This is a genomic window from Paenibacillus sp. FSL L8-0708 (assembly GCF_038009325.1).
GTDB classification, from domain to species: Bacteria; Bacillota; Bacilli; order Paenibacillales; family Paenibacillaceae; genus Paenibacillus_AQ; species Paenibacillus_AQ odorifer.
In genome coordinates, this window is record NZ_JBBPBC010000001.1 from 2,777,708 (window position 1) to 2,797,099 (window position 19,392).

At 36.1% G+C, this 19,392-nt stretch carries 16 protein-coding genes and 2 pseudogenes; 17 read left to right on the forward strand and 1 reads right to left on the reverse strand.

Translation table 11 applies throughout. The features are described 5' to 3' along the window. Positions 1-562 precede the first annotated feature (562 nt). From sigK to NYE58_RS13070, 3 genes and pseudogenes are all read left to right on the forward strand, one after another. Positions 563-1,059: pseudogene (gene sigK, locus NYE58_RS13060) on the forward strand (RNA polymerase sporulation sigma factor SigK); the annotation flags it as partial. A 1,085-nt stretch (positions 1,060-2,144) separates the two neighbouring features. Next, positions 2,145-2,681, forward strand: a complete 537-nt coding sequence (locus NYE58_RS13065) for a tyrosine-type recombinase/integrase (RefSeq protein ID WP_076133554.1) — start codon at positions 2,145-2,147, stop codon at positions 2,679-2,681. Positions 2,682-2,827: 146 nt separating this feature from the next. Beyond that, positions 2,828-3,302: pseudogene (locus tag NYE58_RS13070) on the forward strand (sigma-70 family RNA polymerase sigma factor); the annotation flags it as partial. Positions 3,303-4,465: 1,163 nt separating this feature from the next. Here NYE58_RS13070 and NYE58_RS13075 read toward each other — a convergent pair. Continuing rightward, positions 4,466-5,209, reverse strand: a complete 744-nt coding sequence (locus NYE58_RS13075; RefSeq protein ID WP_076133552.1) for a helix-turn-helix domain-containing protein — start codon at positions 5,207-5,209, stop codon at positions 4,466-4,468. 244 nt (positions 5,210-5,453) lie between these two features. On the opposite strand from NYE58_RS13075, the gene NYE58_RS13080 reads away from it, so the two are divergent. The 14 genes from NYE58_RS13080 (at position 5,454) to NYE58_RS13145 (ending at position 19,390) form a co-directional block, all read left to right on the forward strand. After that, positions 5,454-6,575, forward strand: coding sequence for a hypothetical protein (locus NYE58_RS13080; RefSeq protein WP_076133551.1), 1,122 nt, complete (start codon positions 5,454-5,456; stop codon positions 6,573-6,575). A 14-nt stretch (positions 6,576-6,589) separates the two neighbouring features. Then, positions 6,590-6,847 carry an acyl carrier protein gene (locus tag NYE58_RS13085; RefSeq protein ID WP_179088856.1) on the forward strand — a complete coding sequence of 86 codons (258 nt, stop codon included), beginning with the start codon at positions 6,590-6,592 and terminating at the stop codon, positions 6,845-6,847. A gap of 499 nt (positions 6,848-7,346) precedes the next feature. Next, complete coding sequence (locus NYE58_RS13090; protein WP_076133549.1) at positions 7,347-8,444, forward strand: inositol-3-phosphate synthase; 1,098 nt, start codon at positions 7,347-7,349, stop codon at positions 8,442-8,444. Between the two features lie 45 nt (positions 8,445-8,489). After that, on the forward strand, positions 8,490-9,698 hold the full coding sequence (locus NYE58_RS13095; protein WP_076133548.1) for a methionine adenosyltransferase: 1,209 nt from the start codon (positions 8,490-8,492) through the stop codon (positions 9,696-9,698). A 46-nt stretch (positions 9,699-9,744) separates the two neighbouring features. Continuing rightward, the gene (locus NYE58_RS13100; protein ID WP_256715056.1) at positions 9,745-10,506 is read left to right on the forward strand and encodes an SDR family NAD(P)-dependent oxidoreductase; all 762 of its coding nucleotides are present in this window, start codon (positions 9,745-9,747) and stop codon (positions 10,504-10,506) included. A 30-nt stretch (positions 10,507-10,536) separates the two neighbouring features. Then, complete coding sequence (locus NYE58_RS13105) at positions 10,537-11,562, forward strand: hypothetical protein (RefSeq protein WP_076133546.1); 1,026 nt, start codon at positions 10,537-10,539, stop codon at positions 11,560-11,562. Continuing rightward, positions 11,534-12,637: a nucleotidyltransferase family protein gene (locus NYE58_RS13110; protein ID WP_076133545.1), complete on the forward strand. Its 1,104-nt coding sequence runs from the start codon at positions 11,534-11,536 to the stop codon at positions 12,635-12,637. Before NYE58_RS13105 ends, NYE58_RS13110 begins: the two co-directional genes overlap by 29 nt. Positions 12,638-12,639: 2 nt before the next feature. Continuing rightward, positions 12,640-12,882 (forward strand): phosphopantetheine-binding protein, encoded by a 243-nt coding sequence (locus tag NYE58_RS13115; protein ID WP_076133544.1) that lies wholly within the window; start codon positions 12,640-12,642, stop codon positions 12,880-12,882. A gap of 4 nt (positions 12,883-12,886) precedes the next feature. Next, positions 12,887-14,353 (forward strand): PEP/pyruvate-binding domain-containing protein, encoded by a 1,467-nt coding sequence (locus tag NYE58_RS13120; protein WP_076133543.1) that lies wholly within the window; start codon positions 12,887-12,889, stop codon positions 14,351-14,353. Between the two features lie 14 nt (positions 14,354-14,367). After that, the gene (locus tag NYE58_RS13125; RefSeq protein ID WP_076133542.1) at positions 14,368-15,282 is read left to right on the forward strand and encodes a hypothetical protein; all 915 of its coding nucleotides are present in this window, start codon (positions 14,368-14,370) and stop codon (positions 15,280-15,282) included. Further along, on the forward strand, positions 15,279-16,799 hold the full coding sequence (locus NYE58_RS13130) for an amino acid adenylation domain-containing protein (RefSeq protein WP_076133541.1): 1,521 nt from the start codon (positions 15,279-15,281) through the stop codon (positions 16,797-16,799). Before NYE58_RS13125 ends, NYE58_RS13130 begins: the two co-directional genes overlap by 4 nt. Further along, a complete protein-coding gene (locus NYE58_RS13135) occupies positions 16,799-17,857 on the forward strand; it encodes a hypothetical protein (protein WP_076133540.1) in 1,059 nt (352 codons plus the stop codon). Before NYE58_RS13130 ends, NYE58_RS13135 begins: the two co-directional genes overlap by 1 nt. Beyond that, positions 17,850-18,392 (forward strand): AAA family ATPase, encoded by a 543-nt coding sequence (locus NYE58_RS13140; protein WP_076133539.1) that lies wholly within the window; start codon positions 17,850-17,852, stop codon positions 18,390-18,392. Before NYE58_RS13135 ends, NYE58_RS13140 begins: the two co-directional genes overlap by 8 nt. Then, entirely contained in the window at positions 18,389-19,390 is a 1,002-nt protein-coding gene (locus NYE58_RS13145; protein WP_076133538.1) for a hypothetical protein, read from the forward strand. Before NYE58_RS13140 ends, NYE58_RS13145 begins: the two co-directional genes overlap by 4 nt. Positions 19,391-19,392: the final 2 nt, after the last annotated feature.

Sequence of the window (19,392 nt, forward strand, 5' to 3'; positions counted from 1 at the left end):
TGCAGGAAACTTTTTTGATTTATATCATACGATATTAAGTGTTTTTTGTTTCTTTTTTGCCCTCTTATAGATATATTGTTCTGTTTTTTCTACACGTGTTGAAAAATTGAGATATCATCTCTTAGTCTTTCCTGTGGAGATTCATTAATCAAAAATATGTCTGTAATTTCTAACAATGAAAATGGAGCTACCAGAGGTTAATCCTGAACTCAGTAACTAAAGATCCTTGTGGCATATGCTGTGGATGTAGTGAACTATACGGAATTGGGGAAACATGGGATTTATGATCTTACAACCTTTCAGAAGGTCCAAGCCGGACAAATGACTCCGCTACTGCCGCCAAAAACCAAACAAGCCTGATGCGAAACCGCATCAGGCTTGTTTCTATCTAAGATCTATCCTCTTATTTGGAGATTCCTCACTCCATTGTGCACAATATCCAGGTTGAAGTAGACTGCTAGGCAGTCCCCCGGGAGTACATCCACATTTTCCCGGATGGCGGAAATGTGTTTGTATCAAATCACTCTATATAGGTACTCTGTTAATGACATCATATCATGTCCATAACCTCAAAAAATTCGATAATACCGGGGAAGACATGGAGGATCTGATCTCCATCGGAACTATTGGCCTGATCAAAGCTATTGAGAGTTACCGTCCAAACAAAGGCACAAAGCTGGCCACTTTTGCAGCACGTTGTATTGAAAACGAAATTCTCATGCACTTAAGATCATTGAAAAAGACCCGCAAGGATGTTTCAGGACTGATAAAGAAGGAAACGAAATTACACTCATCGATATCCTTGGCTCCGAGGCTGATGATGTCATTAAAGAAGTGGATCTTAAGATTGAGAAGAGTAAGATTTATCGTAACCTTGATATTCTGGATGACCGGGAAAAAGAAGTTGTAGTGGGTCGGTTTGGATTAGACACGGGTGGTGAGGAACGTACGCAGCGGGAGATTGCCAAGGAGCTTGGTATCAGTCGCAGCTATGTGTCACGGATTGAAAAGCGAGTGCTCATGAAGCTGTATCATGAGTTTTATAAGGCGAAGCGCTAGGATCTTAGATAATAACTAAAGATTCACTGTAGAGCGTTTTAAAAGCGACTTGCCAACAAGGGAGTTGCTTTTTTGTTAATTCAAGTAGTTAGGCTAAATGAATATAAAAAAAGCATATTCAGAAAATCAACTATTTTACTGCTGAGGGGTGTTATTATGACATACAAAGAAATATATGATCTCCATATTCAATTGTTACATGTATATGAAAATAATGAAAAGTTCCAAGGTCCATATCAGAAGCAAATAAATTACTTTAAGAGACAGTTTTTTATAGCTGAAGATATAGTTCAACGAATTTTTGTTCTAAATCAGTTAATAAAAATTCATGAAAAAAGTAGAGAAATAAAGATAAAGTGGTGAGAAGAATACTTTAAATGATGCCTAGATTTAATATAGTTTTGAGTGTAGGAATAAGCTTCTAGATAGGTAACCTTAAAATGATCGTTAGCAAAAAAGAAGTAGTGATAATTCTCTCGCTAGACTTATATCTACAAGAGTTGAAACGTTGTAAAAATTAAACGAAAATAATGAAAACATATTTTTGAGTCACTAGCTAATATATGGGATCTTGGAGGTGAATGTATGAACAATTCAACAAGTAAACATATGATGGATAAACCCTACATTTAAGACGTGATTAGTGAACTTAAACTTCTGGGATATGAGGAAGATGAGGCTACGAAAATTCTAATCAAATACTATAGACCATTAAAGAGGAGCTGGAGTTTTGGGCCCAATGCTTACAATTTTGCTAAAGAAATCGATTTAATTCATAAAGCTGTTAACAAGAAATTCGATCTTTCTGAACCTGGTCAGATCTTTATAGGTCATTTGAAAAAACGAATAAAATCAAATCTGAAAGATAAGCCTTGAATTGAGGGATAGAATGCAGATAACAATTCCCTTTAGGGCCCCAAGATGATACATAGATTTTGTGGAAGGTATCGTGTTAAGTATTCGAATACTCTGGTGTGGGGATATTAATGATTGTATGTTTTACACATTTGCGATCGTAAGAAAGGTATCATATCTATTGTTTGTGGAAATGATAGTATTATTAAAAGAGATTGGGGTGATCTTTGATGGAGATTTCAATAAGGTATCCTATAGACCATAGGGTTTTATTCAAGGCTCTACCTTGTATTAAAATAGAAAACAAAACACTTTATATGGCTATGCTCTTCAGTTATTTTCTTGGTCTTCGTGCTACGGAAGTAGTTAGCCTTTCTTGGAATGATTTAAACATAGAAAGAAAGACAGTTACTTATTCTAATAAGAAGAATGGTAGAATAGTAAAGTTAATTCCCAAAAAATTGATAAAGGAACTCATTAGTTTTAAAAGAGAGAAAGAACCTAAGGATACTGATCCGATCTTTTTAAGAAGTAATAATTTACGAATAAGTGTCAGAATGATGGCGAAAGAATTACATGATATTCTTGAAAAGCATACTTTAGATCATTTTCACTTTAGTGATCTATATAGACTTCATAAAAAGTTGCTAAATGAGGATCTATTTTACGTTAAGCCTATAGGGCTACCATCTATTCACTCGGTAGATTCGAAGCGTATAGTTTATTATTTATTTAATAACTATATAAAGAGAGATGAAATTAGATGATCATCTCTTCAGAATATGAAATCTGATAACATAGTTTAAAAAAAGCCTTAAGGGAAGCCCCTTAAGGCTTTTTATGAATTATTAGTAGGGGCTGGATTGGGTGCTCATCATGTTTTCAAATAAACGTATCCGTTTTTTACAATTCTAAAAAATTCGATAATACGGGTGAAGATATGGAAGATTTAATATCCATAGAAAACATCGGATTGATTAAAGCCATTGAGAGTTCCCGCCCGAACAAAGGTACGAAGCTTGCTACTTTTGCCGCACGTTGTATTGAAAATGAGATATTAATGCAACTTCGCTCTCTGAAGAAAACCCGTAAAGACGTATCCCTCCACGACCCGATTGGGACAGACAAGGAAGGCAATGAAATCACCCTTATCGATATCCTCGGTTCCGAAGCAGATGAAATTGTTAAGGAAGTGGATTTGAAGATCGAGAAGAGTAAGATATATCGTAACCTCGATATTCTGGATGATCGGGAAAAGGAAGTTGTGGTTGGACGGGTTTGGATTAGATACAGGCAGGGAAGAGCGGACGCAGAGGGAGATCGCGAAGGAGCTCGGGATCTCGCGGATTGAGAAAAGGGCGCTGATGAAGCTTTATCATGAGTTTTAGAAGGCGAAGCGGTAACAATAAAAGAGACCGAGACTTTTTTAGAGTCTCAGTCTCTTTTATTTAGAGTACTTATGGATAAATATAAATGCTAGGGTTTGGTTGAGATTGACGAAAAACATTGCGACAGCGTTACTTTTTATTGCCTCACGAACTGACCGCTGCCCTTGTATTTGCTGGCCTTAGCGTCCTCCGTGAGATCCCCAGCTCCTCCGAAATCTCACACGATTCGGATGAATATCGAATAAATCATCGTTCCAGTGTTTCAAAGAAACAAGCATATATCTGGAGACATTACTAATAGTTACTCCAAGGAAAACAGATTTTCTTGTCAAATAGAATACATCGGGAGTTCATCTTTTCTTCTCGGTGTGCAGTGTAGTAACTACTACTTCGAGATTTGGGGAGGTACTTCTTTTTTTGACCTAATAAACCCAGTCACCGCAAGTCTTTGGAATATGAAACTTGCTAATCTCCGGTGGAATATGCCGAGAAAGCCTCGTCAATTTAAATGTAGACCAGTTAGAACCGAATGATCCTGATGAGCCCCGCGCTGGACGTCTAGTTAAGCTGAACCCGTATAAAAGTTAAGGGAAGATTGGAATTGATAAAGGTGATTATAGACAGACATACCCGGGAGATGTTGACTAGCAAAAAAGACCTTTTTTCAATCCTCGCATCACTTGTGGCTCCCCTATTTGTAAATTTCGTCTGGCGAATGATTTCGCCACAAATATGGTGTAATTTCTGGAATTTTGATCTTTTGGGCAGAGGCCAAAAGGAGCAAAGCCCGGCGCACCTGCACAGTATATGTTCCTTTGTGGACAATTCACAAGAGATGAATGCCTTCTACGTAGTCAAATCACGAACATATACAATCCTGATCCTTACCTCGAATTGGTTGGTTTTACGGTCTATTACCTATTTTCCAACTACGACCCCAAAGGGGGCACTAGAAGAGTTTGTACTTTACGATTGGGCTAAGTCAGCCTTGTCTATTTGGTGATGGCTTAGTGCTGTTCGTAAGCAAGTTCAAGTGAATCAGCCAGTTTGGTACGGTTGCTATTACTATACCATTCGATTTCATTTCATATTGTACGTGAACGATTAAAATAGGTGCTAATGCCTATATAGAATTAAAAATATCGGTTATTCTCAATTGTAGTTTAATGGAAATGATTTTTAATTAATGCTTCTTCTCTATACTCTCTTGGAGATTTTGAATAAAATCTTTTAAAAATCGAACTAAATTGTGACAAACTGTTATAACCAACCATTGTCGATATGTCATTTATGGTCAAGTCAGGCTGAACCAGTAAATCCATAGCATCTTGCATTCTCAATTGATTAACAAAATAAATCGGCGGTATTTTAAACACCTTCGAATAAGTATTACTTAAATATGTAGGATGTACGCCAACATAATCGGCTAACTCCTGGAGGGTTATTGCTGATTTATAGTTTTTTCTGATGTATCTGTTTAAGTGAATTAATCTTGGGTCTATATGGTCTCTGCTCTCCTGAAATGGCTGGGGCTTTTGTATATTTTCTAAGACCTTTATAATGTCTGAGTAATTTACTTCAGTAGGTTGCCTATTGGTTAGTACAGATACAAATGGCGTTTGATCAAAGTCGATTGCGAAAAAATCCTTTTGCATTCTAATCTCACAAGTGAATTTAATTATTTGTAAATTGACAGGGCGTTTACCGATATTTTGAATAGTAAATGGACCGTAGCGGCATTGATATAATCCTGACATATCTTCAGTCAACTTAGTACTTATTCTATTATAGCGCACATTTATATCGCCATCAGATTTGATATAAATGTAATCGTTCTTATTGGTAAACCATTTTTCTGATTCTCCGGGGAATATCACGACGCCAGATATAATTGTGTTTATTCTCACTTAAATCCTCCATTTAAAAAAAATAATATTTTACATGTGTTTGTATTCTACATAATGTATTGTAAGTCTATATTATCGAGGTTATATTTGTAAATGAAGTTTGATATATGCTTTTTTAGAGTTATTTTCATACTTCCTGCCCATCTAATTTTATATCGATAATCCTTCAAACTGACAGGAGAATAGCAGTTCTACTTATTAAGAAGAAGCACTGAAGCGTTGGTTACAGAAAGGGGAAACATTTATGAATGTATCATTTGACATACCAGAGAAACTCCTTGATAAGGTTGAGAGTTTGCTAGAGAGAATTCCTTACTTATCAGAAACAATAACGGGTATGTCTTATAACAAAGATGATAAAGTCATTAACCTAACTCTGAATGATCGTGATTTAAATTTAATACAAATGACTGAATTGAGAGAATCATATCAAGATTTGTGCAGCACTCTTGGAAATACACGTGTAATAAAAAAACGGGAAAAAACAAACAACTTGAGTTCAGATCACTACATACGATTGCAACCAAAAGAAAGCACTGCAATTCAGTCACCATATATGGATGAGTCTGATATTTTACTGCTCGAACGTCTGGATAAAGAATTTACTCGAATTGCAATAAAGTATGATGCGGAGTTGAGGGATTATCCAACTGTGCTGAATAAAAAGAATATGATTCGTAATCAATATCACATTCACTTCCCACAGAACATATATGGTGTTACATCCGTGCCGCATAACTACAAAGCCATAAAAAACTTCCGAATTAAGGCGGAACAAAATTCTTATGAAGAATCATTAGTTTCCCAGGGTGAGGTTTTACAGCCTTGCATTTGCTATCACTGCTATGAAGAGCTTCAAGGAAAAAGGTTATCAGATGGAATAGTGCTCACTGGAAAAGGAAAATGTTTTCGTCATGAAATCGAATGGAGAAAGGATAACTACAGAAAAAATGAGTTTACGATGCGGGAAATTGTATTTGTCGGAAGGGAAGACTGGGTAGTTCAAATGCGTAATCAGATTATGGATGACGTATGGAATTTATTTGAGTCCAAAGGTCTTAATGGAAGGATTGAGACTGCTACTGACCCGTTCTTTTTTAGCCAGGATTTGAAGACAAAAGGAACTTATCAGATGATGAGTAATGCGAAGTATGAACTAATCGTTACAACATTGAGTGGCAAAGAAGTCTCTATTGCATCCTTTAATTACTGTCTGGATATGCTCTGTTCCAAGTACGAAATAAAAGATTATGATGGGTTGGCATTATACTCTGGCTGCGTGGCATTCGGAATTGATCGGTGGAAAGAAGCGTTAGTAGATATTAATGGCCGTGATTTGAAAAATTGGCCCGAAGTGAACATGTAGAGGGAGAAGTTACTTTGACAATTCCACAGAGTGCGCTATTGGAGCAATTGATAACAAAAAAATTGTGTGAGGTATTTAACAGAACGGTTGAGGTCGGTAGTGAAACAGATTTGAGAGATGAGGGCTTAGATTCCCTCAAAATGATTGCGTTGATTGTGAGTATAGAAGTTGAGTTTGATATTCAGATTGATGACGATGATTTATTGATTGATAACTTTTCATCTATAAAAAAGATTGCTATCTTACTCTCAGGAAAGTATGGAGAACAATGAGCCGAAAGTTGAGTATTGGATACTTTAGAAACGAAGTTTGACGTCACGTTTGCCGATTAAGTCTTCATGACTAACAAATTCATGAGTATTCAAGCGAGTAAAAGCAAATTCAAAAAATATTAATTGAAAACGATCGGAAGAAATCGGAAAATTTATTTGAAATATACAAATGGCCTAAACGAAACCCCGGACTTAAAGGGGGGATTTGTTCACTATAGAGTCACCGAAGAAATGAAATAAGCAAGGTGCTATAGTTGCCCATAATTAATTAATTCAACTAACATCAACTGTAATAAATTGGGGTTTTCAGAAATGTGAGATTATTAGAGCACATAATATGAGTGAAGCGAAAGATTGATTTTTGTGTGTGACTCAAATAACAACTCATCTAGTGAAATAGGCTAAATTATTATTTTATTATTTTTTTGTTTATAAGTGGATAATGGAATTGAATTAATCTGTGAGACATCTATTTTTATAATGAGGGGGATTTTATATAATGAAAAATTCTATTCGGGTTGCAATCGCTGGAGTTGGTTCAAACGCATCGATTCTTGTTCAACATATTGAAGATTCAAAAAGAAATAAGGAGTTAAACCAACCGTCGCTAAGCGGTGTAATGTGTCCGGAAATCGGAGGTTTTGAGGTATCGGATGTGGAGATGGTTTGTGCTTTTGAGATCGACCAGAATAAAGTTGGCCTAGATTTATCAGAAGCTATTTTTGTAAAACCGAATGCTCCGAAGAAATATGTCGATGTTCCCTTAACTAATGTAAAAGTATTGGCCGGTCCATTATTGGATGGACTTGATGGTTATTTGAATCAGGTTATTACAGCGCATGTTGATTGCTACAACAAATCAATTGATGATGTTGCCGAAGAATTGATTAGATCGAGAAGTGAAATTTTGGTTTGCTTTTTACCGACGGGTGCATCGGAAGCCTGCAAGTTTTACGCCAGGGCTGCCGCGAAAGCGAAAGTTGCCTTCATTAATTCGACACCTGAGCTAATAGCAAGGGATGAAGAAATCGCCAATCTATTCAAAGAGATAGGTATTCCGTTGCTGGGGGATGACTTAAGGAGTCACCTTGGGGCCACAACACTACATACTGCTTTGATAGAATTATTTAAATCTCGCGGTATTGATATTAACAATACTTATCAATTAAATTTCGGCGGAAATATGGACTTTTACAACTTGACTGCTCCTGGAAGATCAGAAAGTAAACAAATTTCAAAGAAGAATGCACTTTCTGCAGCGGGAATTAATGCAGAAGATGTGTCTGCAGGTCCTAATGGTTTTGTGAAATATCTTGAAGACACAAAGATTTGCTATTTAAGAATTGAAGGTAAATCTATATTGGATTCGGATATTTCAATTGAGCTTAAGTTACAGGTTGAGGACAGTCCGAATGCCATAGGAGTTATTATCAATGCCATTCGTGTGGCAAAGATCGCATTATTACAAGGTTATGCGGGTGTAGTAAACGAAGTTGGCGCTTTCATGTTTAAGAGTCCTACTATTGGAGCAACTGAGTCTGAAGCTTTGCAATCCTTCAGAAAGTTCATTGACAGTTACGTGCCTCAGCATCAATAAGAGGATATTACATTAATTTAATTTCGGAGATAGAGGGGATTTTAAATGATCCATATTATTAAGGATAAGAAAACGAATATAGAAAAACTGTCGTTTGAATTAGTTGAAAGAAAGGGTGTAGGTCACCCTGATACAATATGCGATGCCATAGCTGAACGTGCTTCAAGGTATTACTCACAGTATTTCATGGATACATATGGGAGAGTGGCACATCACTGGTTTGATAAGGTCATGCTGATCGGAGGCCTTTCGCAGATAGAATTTGGGAGAGGCGAACTGATTAAACCTTATAAGGTGATTTTTGCAGGAAAGGGAGCGAAAACATACAGTAACGACAACATCCCTTTATACAATATCTTATTTAAAGCTGCCAAGGACGTGCTTGGCGAGGTCCTCACAGGATTTGATGCAACGAAACATCTTGTAGTCGTTGATGAAATTGTGAACTACCATGGTGCAGGTCGTAGCAATTCTCGTTATCAGCCGATGATATTGGAAGATTTAGCTTCCCTTGATCGTACTGATTTGGTTTCTAATGATTGTAATTTATTATCAAGTTATACGCCTTTAAGCACGCTTGAAATGTTGGTTCTTTATACAGAGCAATATATTAATGGGAAATTGTTCAAGGAGCGATTTCCTGAAACGGGTTGGGATGTGAAACTGGTCGGAAGTAGAGAATACGAGGAGTACAAGTTGTTGATCAATCTGCCTTTCATTGCGGGAAAAGTAGATTCGGTGGATACCTATTTCCAACTCAAAAATCAAATTTATAAAGATATAATGACTTTCATATATGATAATTTTGCAAGAGAAGTTCAATTAACGATTAATCCACAGGATAAGAATGGAAAATACTATTTAACGGCTTTAGGAAGTGTTGCGGATACAGGTGATGTTGGGGTAGTAGGACGTGGAAATAGAATTAATGGACTTATTTGCCCTATGAGATCGATGAGCATTGAAGCGCCATCCGGTAAAAACCCATTAGACCATACAGGGAAAATATATGGATATTTAGGGGAAAAGTTGTCAAAACAAATATACCAAGAAATTGGAAAACCAAACGAAGTGCATATTTTCACATCCAAAGAAGCACCCTTGGAACAACCTGACCATGTTTCCGTACATATCCAGGACTGGGATGATAATGAACTGGAAAGAGAAAATATCAGACGTATCGTCGAAGAATCATTGAGAGAGGTTCATGGAATCTCAGGAGAATTTATTTATGGAGACATCACAATGTGGTAAGTGGAGAATAATCATATGAATGTGAGTGTGTTGAACTTTGAGACTAATGAATAAGACAGCTATTATCACTGGTGGAGCGCAGGGGATTGGGAAAGCAGTTTGTTTAGAGTTTGCTAATCAAGGGGCTAACGTAATTATTGCAGACATTGATGAAGAGAAGAGCAAGGTATTGGAAAATGAAATCAATAAGAACGGAAAACGCTGTGCTTACATTATTACAGATATATCAAATGAGGTCTCTATCAAACAATTAGTGGAACAATCAATCGGTCATTTCGGAAAAATTGATATTCTGGTAAATTGTGCGGCTAAGTTCATCATCAAAGGACTGGAGGCAAGTGTTGAAGAGTGGCAAGAGATGTTTATGACGAATGTGATTGGCTACGCACTTTGTGCGAAGTACAGTGCAGAACAAATGAAAAAAAGTGGTCAAGGCTCAATTGTTAATATTGCCTCGACCTCAGGTTTTATCGCGCAACCTGAGTATTTAACCTACAATACAACCAAAGGAGCTTTGGTCAACATGGTTAGATGTTTGGCTTTAGATTTAGCTCCCTACAACATTAGGGTTAATAACGTTTGTCCAGGAACTGTATGGACGGAAAATAATGCCTTCCACACTGGAAGACAGTATAATGTTGATCGGCACGGTGCGGATAAGCATCCCGAAATTGGTGGTAAACATGTATTGAATAGAGTCGCTGACCCAGGCGAAATTGCAAAAGCGGTGTTATTTCTTGCTTCCGACGAAGCAAGTTTTATTACCGGTGAAAATCTTATGGTTGATGGTGGATACACAATCGTATAATTCGTCAGATGAAAGAAAGGAGGGCCTTCTATGACGATGGAATTAAAATCGGACTATTTTATTTTTAACTCGGGAAATATAAAAATTGATTATATCAGAGAATCTATATTAAATTCTTATGCTCAGTTACCAAAGATATTTTGGAACTATACTCCCTTTAATAATTATTCTATAAACAATAATCTAATTAGCATCGAAATCGACGAATGGCTCTCCTTTTATTCGAAATTACACGAGATGTTTAAGCGCGACCTAAGATTAATGGATTGTTTTACAAGGAATATGAGGGAAACATTGTTTACTTATCAAAAGATTACAGAACAAAACTTAAAGACATATATTGAATATCAACACATAGACAAAAAATTATTGAACGAGAATTTCTACCTCTATCAAACTGCTCAAAGCTACGCTTTTTTCAATATTGCATTACCTGTAAATTATTTTAATAGTGAAATAAAGGAATATTATGATAGCAAGTATAGTTTGGACGATTTTTTAATTTCGAGCGTAGAGCCTCATAGAAACCAATATAGAATGAAGGAGCTTTCCATTTGCCGCGATATCCTAAAGGGACAAATATGCGATGATAGGATAGAAGAATACCGCCAAAATGAGCTGTTGTATACACGTTTTGTAGATTGGAATTTTTATCAACCTTATTTTGATAGTAGACAGAGTGTCGATCTTCGGTTGAAAAAAATTCTAGCAACATTATCTTTTGAAGATATTACCTCGGAGCTGCAATTCTTGCGAAAAAATCGGAACAATCAGCTTAAGAAAATATATCGTATTCTTAGGGAAGAGACCGATAAGTGGTCAAATGAGGTTAATGCAAAGATGAAAAGCATGATCATTTTTATGGTGAATATTGCTACGGAAGAAGAATACAGGCACAAAACTGATGCGAAATTTATGTATTTGGTGGGAAGAGTTGCTTACGAGCGCGGTATCGATATAGCAAGAACTCCGAAAGAGGAGCTTATTAACTTTATGTCTCTTATACTAAGGAAGGATCCGATGCACAATGAAAAAAAATACTCAGATATCTTATAAAATCCTTGAGAGTGTGGGAGGCGCGTTTTACCACAATGCCTATGATGCAATAAATGAATTGATACAGGTTGATTCGGTAGATTGGTCCGTTGTGATTGAACAATCCATTAAACATAAGTTGCTGCCATTGATGTGGTGCACGTTTAAAAATTGTCCCGACTTTGATAAGATTCCGTTCTATATAAGGGATTTTATGTCTAATCATTACTATTCGAATGCGAACAGGACCAAACTTACTTATCAACATATTCAAAAAATAACTTCAATATTTGAAGAACACAATGTTAAATATGCTGTCGTAAAAGGATTAGTACTAGAGAATCAGATTTATAGAAATCAATGTATCAAGCAAATTTTTGATGTTGATTTCGTGATTGACCAAAAGGAATACGAAAGGGTTTGTGTATTACTGGCTAGTCATCACATTCTATCAGGCAGGATGGATTATTTAACAAATACGTATAAACCACATTCTAGGAAAGAGTATTTGTTATTTCAGTTAACCAAAGATCATTTGCCGGAGCATTTGGTATTAACTGGGGATTCTGTATACCCCGTGATAAAAATTGATATTACTACAAACTCGGACTGGATCAATAAAGGAGAGGAATCTTCTAATAATTTTTTGGCTCCCGACCAGTTAATGAATTGCGAAGTAACGAAGGGAATCAACATCCCTACTCTCCGGTATGAGTATCATTTTTTATATATCATTTTACATTTATATAGGCACGCATGGTCGTACCGATTGATCAATAGAAATATAAGCATCAGGCTTCATATGTTTAATGACATTTTGTTGTTTTGGCTGAACTATAAGGACTTTATCTTGCAGCCACTTTCATTTCTGCTTGAGGAAGACGATGAACTTCGCAACCGAGTTTCTTGGGTTTTACAGCATACGGACCGATTATTCGGAACAACAATAGCGAATGAATTAGGCTGTAACATGGTTAGGGATGATCTTAACTGCGCATTTGGAAAAAACAATCAAATTGTATGCTGGAACGGATCTATCCAGGATCGATTATGGAGTGAAAAAGAGGATTTGCTATTTTTTGAAATGGAGCGATAATAATGATTTCTACAATTAGAAAAGTTATTAATGAATATATTGCAGAAGACTTGGCAGTTGATGTTGCGGACATTGACAATGGGGATGACCTGACTTTTATCGGTATGGATTCTCTCAACCTGACTCATTTAATAGTCGGTTTGGAAAAGGAATTCAATATAGAATTTGATGATGAGTATCTAGAAATGAATAATTTCAAAACAATTAAGTCCATTTATAATATAATCACCCGAATTAGAGGGTGACATAATGCAGGCTAAGTTTATAAAGCATATTTGTAAATGTACTGCTGATGATTATCGTTATATGGGCAATAAAGCAATAAATTTACATAAGCTATTCAAACAGGGATTTGATATACCAGAGACATGGATCCTGAGTCCTTCGATACTCATTTCATTACTTGAGAGAGAGGGTTTATACCAGAATGGCTTGAAAGTAGAAGATTTTCCTATGATTGAGGAAGAGATCGAATTCAGATTAAACGATGAATTAACAGTTGATCTGTGGAACGAATTTCAATATGATACGGAGGCGTTTTGGAAGAAAGCAGTAGTCATTCGCAGCTCAAGTCCGCTTGAGGATTCAGAGACTCTTTCGTTTGCCGGAATGTTTCATACCGATATCAATGTAAAGAAAACTATGAATATCATACATTCCATATTAAAGATATGGAAAAAAAATTTCTCCTTCGACATTCAAGAGTTATGCAGAAGTTACAACATCCAAATTATTGAACCATGCTCCATCATTATACAGGAATTAATTAACACAAAGGTTGGTGGCGTTTCCGTCAGAGATGACAGTCATATCTATATAAATTCCTGTTACGGATTAACCAAGTCAATCGTGGATGGTACGACGAATCCTGATCAATGGGTATTTGCGAGAGGCAGCTATTCTTTGTCAAATCATAATAAAGGTTCGAAAGATAAGGCTATATTTCCGATTCACACAAAAACGAACCCGGACTTAAATCAACAATATCCTATAAGAATACACAATCAGGATTATGAAACTTTGATTTCTAATATTTCAGGTGGCTTTAGGGGGACGTTGGTAGAAGTTTCTTTGCCTAATGATATAAGAGAGAGCGTTTCTTTGGAACAAAGTGAACTCGATTATGTGCTCGAACGCTGCGAACAAGCGGGCAATCAATTATCATTTTACAATTATGATATTGAATGGGCAATTGACCAAAGTGGTAAGCTTTGGTTTTTGCAAATACGGTATGCGACAAGCAATATTGGTAATTTATGCGCCGGATTCAGTGATGCCTTACCTTTAGTCCAAGGAATTGCGGTTGGAAAAGTACAGTTTGTTAGAAATGAAAGAGAATCTAAAGATTTTACAAATGGTAATATATTAGTAGCAAAGAGAATAAGTGGAACTATTATACATGCTTCGACGAAAGCGATTGGATGTATTGTTGAATCGGAGTCAGTTCTGTCGCACAGCGCGATTATTGCGCGAGAGTTAAATCTCCCTTGCATTGGTGTAAAAAGCATTGACGATATTGACAACGGTGGTTACTACGAAATAAATGGGAAAAATGGGGAATACAAGAAGATACTCTCTGGTGTAACCGCTGTGGCTTCGCAAACAGACAACGATGTTATGGACATTAGTATAGATGAAGATTTCATTGAGGGAATTTGTGGGAAGTTTCTGTTTATACCTGTGGTATGGACGGAAGAACAGATAAGCGATAAGTAGGTGGTGTTCATTTCATGTTTGAGATTAAAGCATCTGATCTAAAAAAAATAAATGGGATTACATGTTTGGAGTTTTGTTATGGTTTAATTTTACTTTATCTAGACATCCCAACTTATTATTTATACTATAAATCGTTTTATTCGGTTCATTTTATATTGTCAGACCTAATAAAAAAAGGACAAAGTTTCATTTCATACGACGACGTTGGCAGGATGCATGAAATTGGAGATAAATTAAACATTCTAAAGTTGGAGTATTGTGAACGAACTGTTGATGAGATCGAGCATATGTATAATAGCTTGTCTATTGAAATCCCCATAGTCGTAAAAATATACTCGAATTCGTTGTCTATATATGATTCAGTAGAGGTTCCTCTGGGAAATCACTTTGTGCTGCTAACTCAACTTACTCATGTAAAAGTGAAATTTATTGATACGTTCTTAGAGCAGGAAGTTGTAATTACAAGAGAACAGTTTGAGACATGTTACAGTGGAAAAGTATTTTTTATGAAGATGTTGTATCGTCCAACCGAAGAGCAAATGAATTTAAATAATCTACTTAAGAAGTTTATAAGTGACTTGGATGATCAACAAGTCTCTTTTGACTACTCCTCCTTTCTGCAAGAATGTGACGAACTAAAAAATGAAAATCAAGCTCTAAATTTAAGGGATGCAATTGGAATTTCAAGGATTTTGCTTAGAAGAGCTTTAGATTTTTTTGCAAATCAACAAACGATCCACGACCCTATTATTTACCGCTCACTTATTCCAAAATTAGAAGTCAAGCTTACTCTGCTAAATCAGGTTTTTTTAAAAATTGATTATTATCGGGTAAAACAAAATTGGCGTTTTAAGAACTTAACGGATCAACTTAATCAAATTATGTCACTTGACATAGAAATATATAAAGATTTGAAGGGGCTAATATGATTAATAATTGCCAGAACGGATCATATACTGAGGCATTTGTCTTGGAGGCTCTCAAGAGGAAAAACGAAATCGCAGTGACTTACGATAATAAACACTATTCATATATTGAGATTCTGACAATGGTTTGCGAAAGAATGATGCGATTAAGAGATGCTGGGGTTGTTCCTAATGAAATCGTAGCCGTGATTACGGAGGATTCTCTGGATTCTTTAATTAGTATTTTGGCTGTTAACTCTGCTGGTGGCGCATATTTACCGATTGATCGTAGCACACCGAGAGAACGAATTAAATACATTTGTATGGATGCTAAAATAAACTGTTTGGTAGCCAGTGAGCAGCTTCGAATCGAAGGATGGAATTATAACCTTCGGAATGTCATTTTGACTTCACCGATAGTAGATTCAGAGATCTTTAAGGACGAAGATAGCAAGAAGCAATTGATAGCGGAGATTAGGGAGAATGCAGGCGATTTAGCCTATGTATTATATACTTCGGGTTCTACCGGTGTGCCAAAGGGTGTTTTGGTAAGTCATAAGTCATTAAATACTTTTAGGGACTCAATTCGTGATATCGTAGAGTACTCTGGAACCAATACAATCTTCTTGGCTAACACCTCCTTCACGTTCGACATATCCATTTTGGAAACTATTGTTACTCTGTCCTATGGGTCACGGGTTATCATATCTACACAGAAGCAAAGGTTAAACCCAAAACTGTTGAGGGAATTAATCATTACAGAAAGGGTAAACACCGTACAATTTACCCCAACCTATATCAATTTTCTTATCGATTATTTTAATGAGGAACTTGAATTTTTTTGTAATCTTAACAAGATACTTCTCGGTGGCGAAGTATTGAAGAAAAACGCTTATTTAAAGATTGCCAAGACTACAAACGCAGATATTTATAATTGTTATGGTCCAACGGAAGCAACGATATGGGCAACTACCAAAAAACTAAACAAGAATGATGAATCCATAACGATAGGTATACCATTACAAAATTACGAAATCACGATTGATGCGTTAGACGACGGAATCGGGGAGATATGCATTGTAAGCGATGCGGTTGCTGAGGGATACTTAAATAAACCGGAATTAACAGGCGAAAGATTCGTTGCCACTTCAACTGGAACAAAGATGTATAGAACCGGCGACTTGGGGAGATTTACAAAAACCGGCGATCTTGAGTATATGGGCAGAAGAGATAATCAGGTGAAAATAAGGGGATTCCGCGTAGAAATTGGAGAAATTGAATACATAATTGAATCTTATGAAAAAGTTGAACGTTCAGTAGTCCTTATAGTGAATGCAAACGGTAAGGAAAGCCTTGTTTGCTTTTATAAATCCATGGTTAAAATAGACAGGACAGAAATGATTTTGTTTTTAAGAAACTATCTTTCCGAATATATGATCCCAAAATTTTTCATATGGAAGACTTCATTCCCTGTCACGTTGAATGGTAAATTTGATCATTTTTCTTTGAAAAAAGAGGCTGAGCAGTTTTTATCAGATTGATGACTGATTTAAAAAAAGATGAATTGCGAGAAGGAGAAAATAAAATGAATTCTTATCGTTGGATGGAAGTCGGTAGGGAAACAATTAAAGTTTATTTATATGTCCCTCACTCATTTTCTGGAATGATTATTGACATTTTAACACCGTTCTATGAGATTGTTCTGGACCGGCAACCAGCGAAGGGATTTTGGAAACTAATACTGGCCAGCGAAACGCTGGAAGAACATGAAAGAGACTTGACCATAATTAATGTTGATATGTCTAATTTTCATGAACCCAATCGAAAATTCCATGTAAATTCGGCAGGTCGTACCATTTACTTTGAAGAACCGCAAGAGATGCTATGGAAAGTCCAAATAGCGATTCGACTTGTAAGAGATATTACTCGCAATGAGTATCTGCAGTTAGATATGTACTATTTTCATTCTGCGATGGTTGAATATCTCGATAAAGGAATCTGTATTATGGGAGGGAAAAAATCCGGAAAAACCTCCACGGTACTAACTCTGCTATCCAGTGGCGTGGCAGGTTTCATATCAAACGACGATTTGTCCATCCGAATAGAGGATGGGAGAGTTATAGGTTACGGGTGGCCACGTTCTATTGCAGTTAGAAACGATACTTTAGAGGCAATTGAAACGATGAGGAATATTAGAATTGGTAGGGAAGAATTAAATCACCCTAACAACAAAATTCCCGTTCGAGAAGACAGCACTTTTTTTTATCCTAAGCAATTAGCATCCATATTTAAAGGCAGGATGAAGAAAAAACATAAAGTTGATTATGTTATATTTACTCAGTTTATGAACGAAGGAAAACCCAGAATTACTGAACTTAAGGATGCTGCTGCATTGGAATTGCTATCCGCCAATTATGAACATAACATTAACAAATACTTCAAAGAATTTCAGATCTTTTTTGATCAACCGGATCAAAAAGAACTCGAAATTGTGTTAAAGCACATTGTGAAACAGGCAAAGTGTTATGAGTTACACCAAAACTTCAATATGTTAGATGAAAGTAGACGTTTAATTGATGAGGTAATTCTTAATGGATAGTTTTTTACAAAAAAATATATGGGTTATAGGTCCTCCAGGTTCCGGTAAAACTCATGTGAGTAAACAACTTGAAAAAATGCTTTTTCCAATAAGTCATTATGATTTAGATAATTATTATTGGAACAAAAATTGGAAACCAAAAATTGCTGAGGAATTTAGAAATGATGTAAAAAAAATGGTGGAGACGGACGGTAATTGGATCATCGATGGCTACTATGATCAAGTTAAGGATATCGTTCTTAAGCATGCTGATTTTGTCGTTATTCTAGATGTATCTTTGGCAACGATTCTGTGTCGGTTAGTACTCAGGAGCCTTAATAGAATCATTACCAGAAAAAGAGTATGTGGCGATAATACGGAGTCATTCAAGTTTCTATTTTCAAAAAAGGGACTTCTGTTATATACCATCCAACAAAAATCCGTATTAAAAAACGTATATTCAGAGTTGAAGACCGAAGGTTCGGAGCCTAAGTTTTTATTTTTTAAAAGGGGCGATGATCTACTTAAAAAGTTGGGAAAGGAAGTGGAGAAATGACAAAGGATCAATTGGTACATGAAATAATACAGGCAATTCATTGCAGTTCGGATCATCCGAGCAAACAACAAATTTTAGAGTACGTATTGGATGAACGCATTGATAACTTCAGGAATCAGTTTTTGATCATTCTGAAGCCTGAATGCTGCGATATAAAGAATGGGGTAAACACCGTGCAAATACTAAATAAAACGTTTGAAATATTCGAAGAAATGGAAATCGATATTCATTCTTGTTTTGTATTTAATGGAGCCTACTCTCAAGCGTATTCGACTGTTGAAGATCAATACAGTATGCTTAATAATGGAGCCAGATACGGTATCTCATCAATGTTTCAACATTATAAGGAGAGAATCACGCAGGAGTATCCAGAGACTTGCATTATGGGGGCATTCGAATTCCTAAATCAATTCAAAGAGTTGTTTACGATCGAAACCTTAGAGCAGCTGGCACATGAAGTCGGATCAGCAAAAGTCGGAAATGGGACCTACCTGCTTCATATCAATGTTGACGGAAAGAAATATGGCGTAATAAATGCATTTCATCCCCATCAAATTAAGCATTTTAATAGAGCGGATAGCAGAATCATTGTATTTGATTGTTTATCAAATACTGATTATGAAAGACTCGCGGAAGATGTGGTTGGATTCTTTAAGCCCGAAAATGCCAAAAACGGTTCGCTGAGATCTTATTTATACAATAATAAGGATAGTTTGAATTTAAAGGAGGTAGGTACTTTTTATAATGGATTCCATATTTCTCCCAGTCCTTTGGAAGGGATGTTCGGAGTTCTGAGGTATTGTAATAATGAAAACCAAATTGATCTTATGGTAAATAATACCAATTTAGGAATAAAGTTAAAGAATATAGGATTGAGCGATGAACAGATCCTTGGTTTCAAGAAAAATATATGCTGTAAAGAAAATGGCAAGTCTCAGTCGATATTTGATCTTTTCGAAGGTAAGAATACAGAAGAGATTATTGAACACTTACGATGAGA

Coding starts and splice junctions, on each gene's coding strand:
- NYE58_RS13140 (WP_076133539.1), top strand. CDS start 17,850: ATGGATAGTTTTTTACAAAAAAATATATGGGTTATAGGTCCTCCAGGT.
- NYE58_RS13115 (WP_076133544.1), top strand. CDS start 12,640: ATGATTTCTACAATTAGAAAAGTTATTAATGAATATATTGCAGAAGAC.
- NYE58_RS13080 (WP_076133551.1), top strand. CDS start 5,454: ATGAATGTATCATTTGACATACCAGAGAAACTCCTTGATAAGGTTGAG.
- NYE58_RS13065 (WP_076133554.1), top strand. CDS start 2,145: ATGGAGATTTCAATAAGGTATCCTATAGACCATAGGGTTTTATTCAAG.
- NYE58_RS13100 (WP_256715056.1), top strand. CDS start 9,745: ATGAATAAGACAGCTATTATCACTGGTGGAGCGCAGGGGATTGGGAAA.
- NYE58_RS13130 (WP_076133541.1), top strand. CDS start 15,279: ATGATTAATAATTGCCAGAACGGATCATATACTGAGGCATTTGTCTTG.
- NYE58_RS13105 (WP_076133546.1), top strand. CDS start 10,537: ATGACGATGGAATTAAAATCGGACTATTTTATTTTTAACTCGGGAAAT.
- NYE58_RS13090 (WP_076133549.1), top strand. CDS start 7,347: ATGAAAAATTCTATTCGGGTTGCAATCGCTGGAGTTGGTTCAAACGCA.
- NYE58_RS13125 (WP_076133542.1), top strand. CDS start 14,368: ATGTTTGAGATTAAAGCATCTGATCTAAAAAAAATAAATGGGATTACA.
- NYE58_RS13095 (WP_076133548.1), top strand. CDS start 8,490: ATGATCCATATTATTAAGGATAAGAAAACGAATATAGAAAAACTGTCG.
- NYE58_RS13135 (WP_076133540.1), top strand. CDS start 16,799: ATGACTGATTTAAAAAAAGATGAATTGCGAGAAGGAGAAAATAAAATG.
- NYE58_RS13145 (WP_076133538.1), top strand. CDS start 18,389: ATGACAAAGGATCAATTGGTACATGAAATAATACAGGCAATTCATTGC.
- NYE58_RS13110 (WP_076133545.1), top strand. CDS start 11,534: ATGAAAAAAAATACTCAGATATCTTATAAAATCCTTGAGAGTGTGGGA.
- NYE58_RS13120 (WP_076133543.1), top strand. CDS start 12,887: ATGCAGGCTAAGTTTATAAAGCATATTTGTAAATGTACTGCTGATGAT.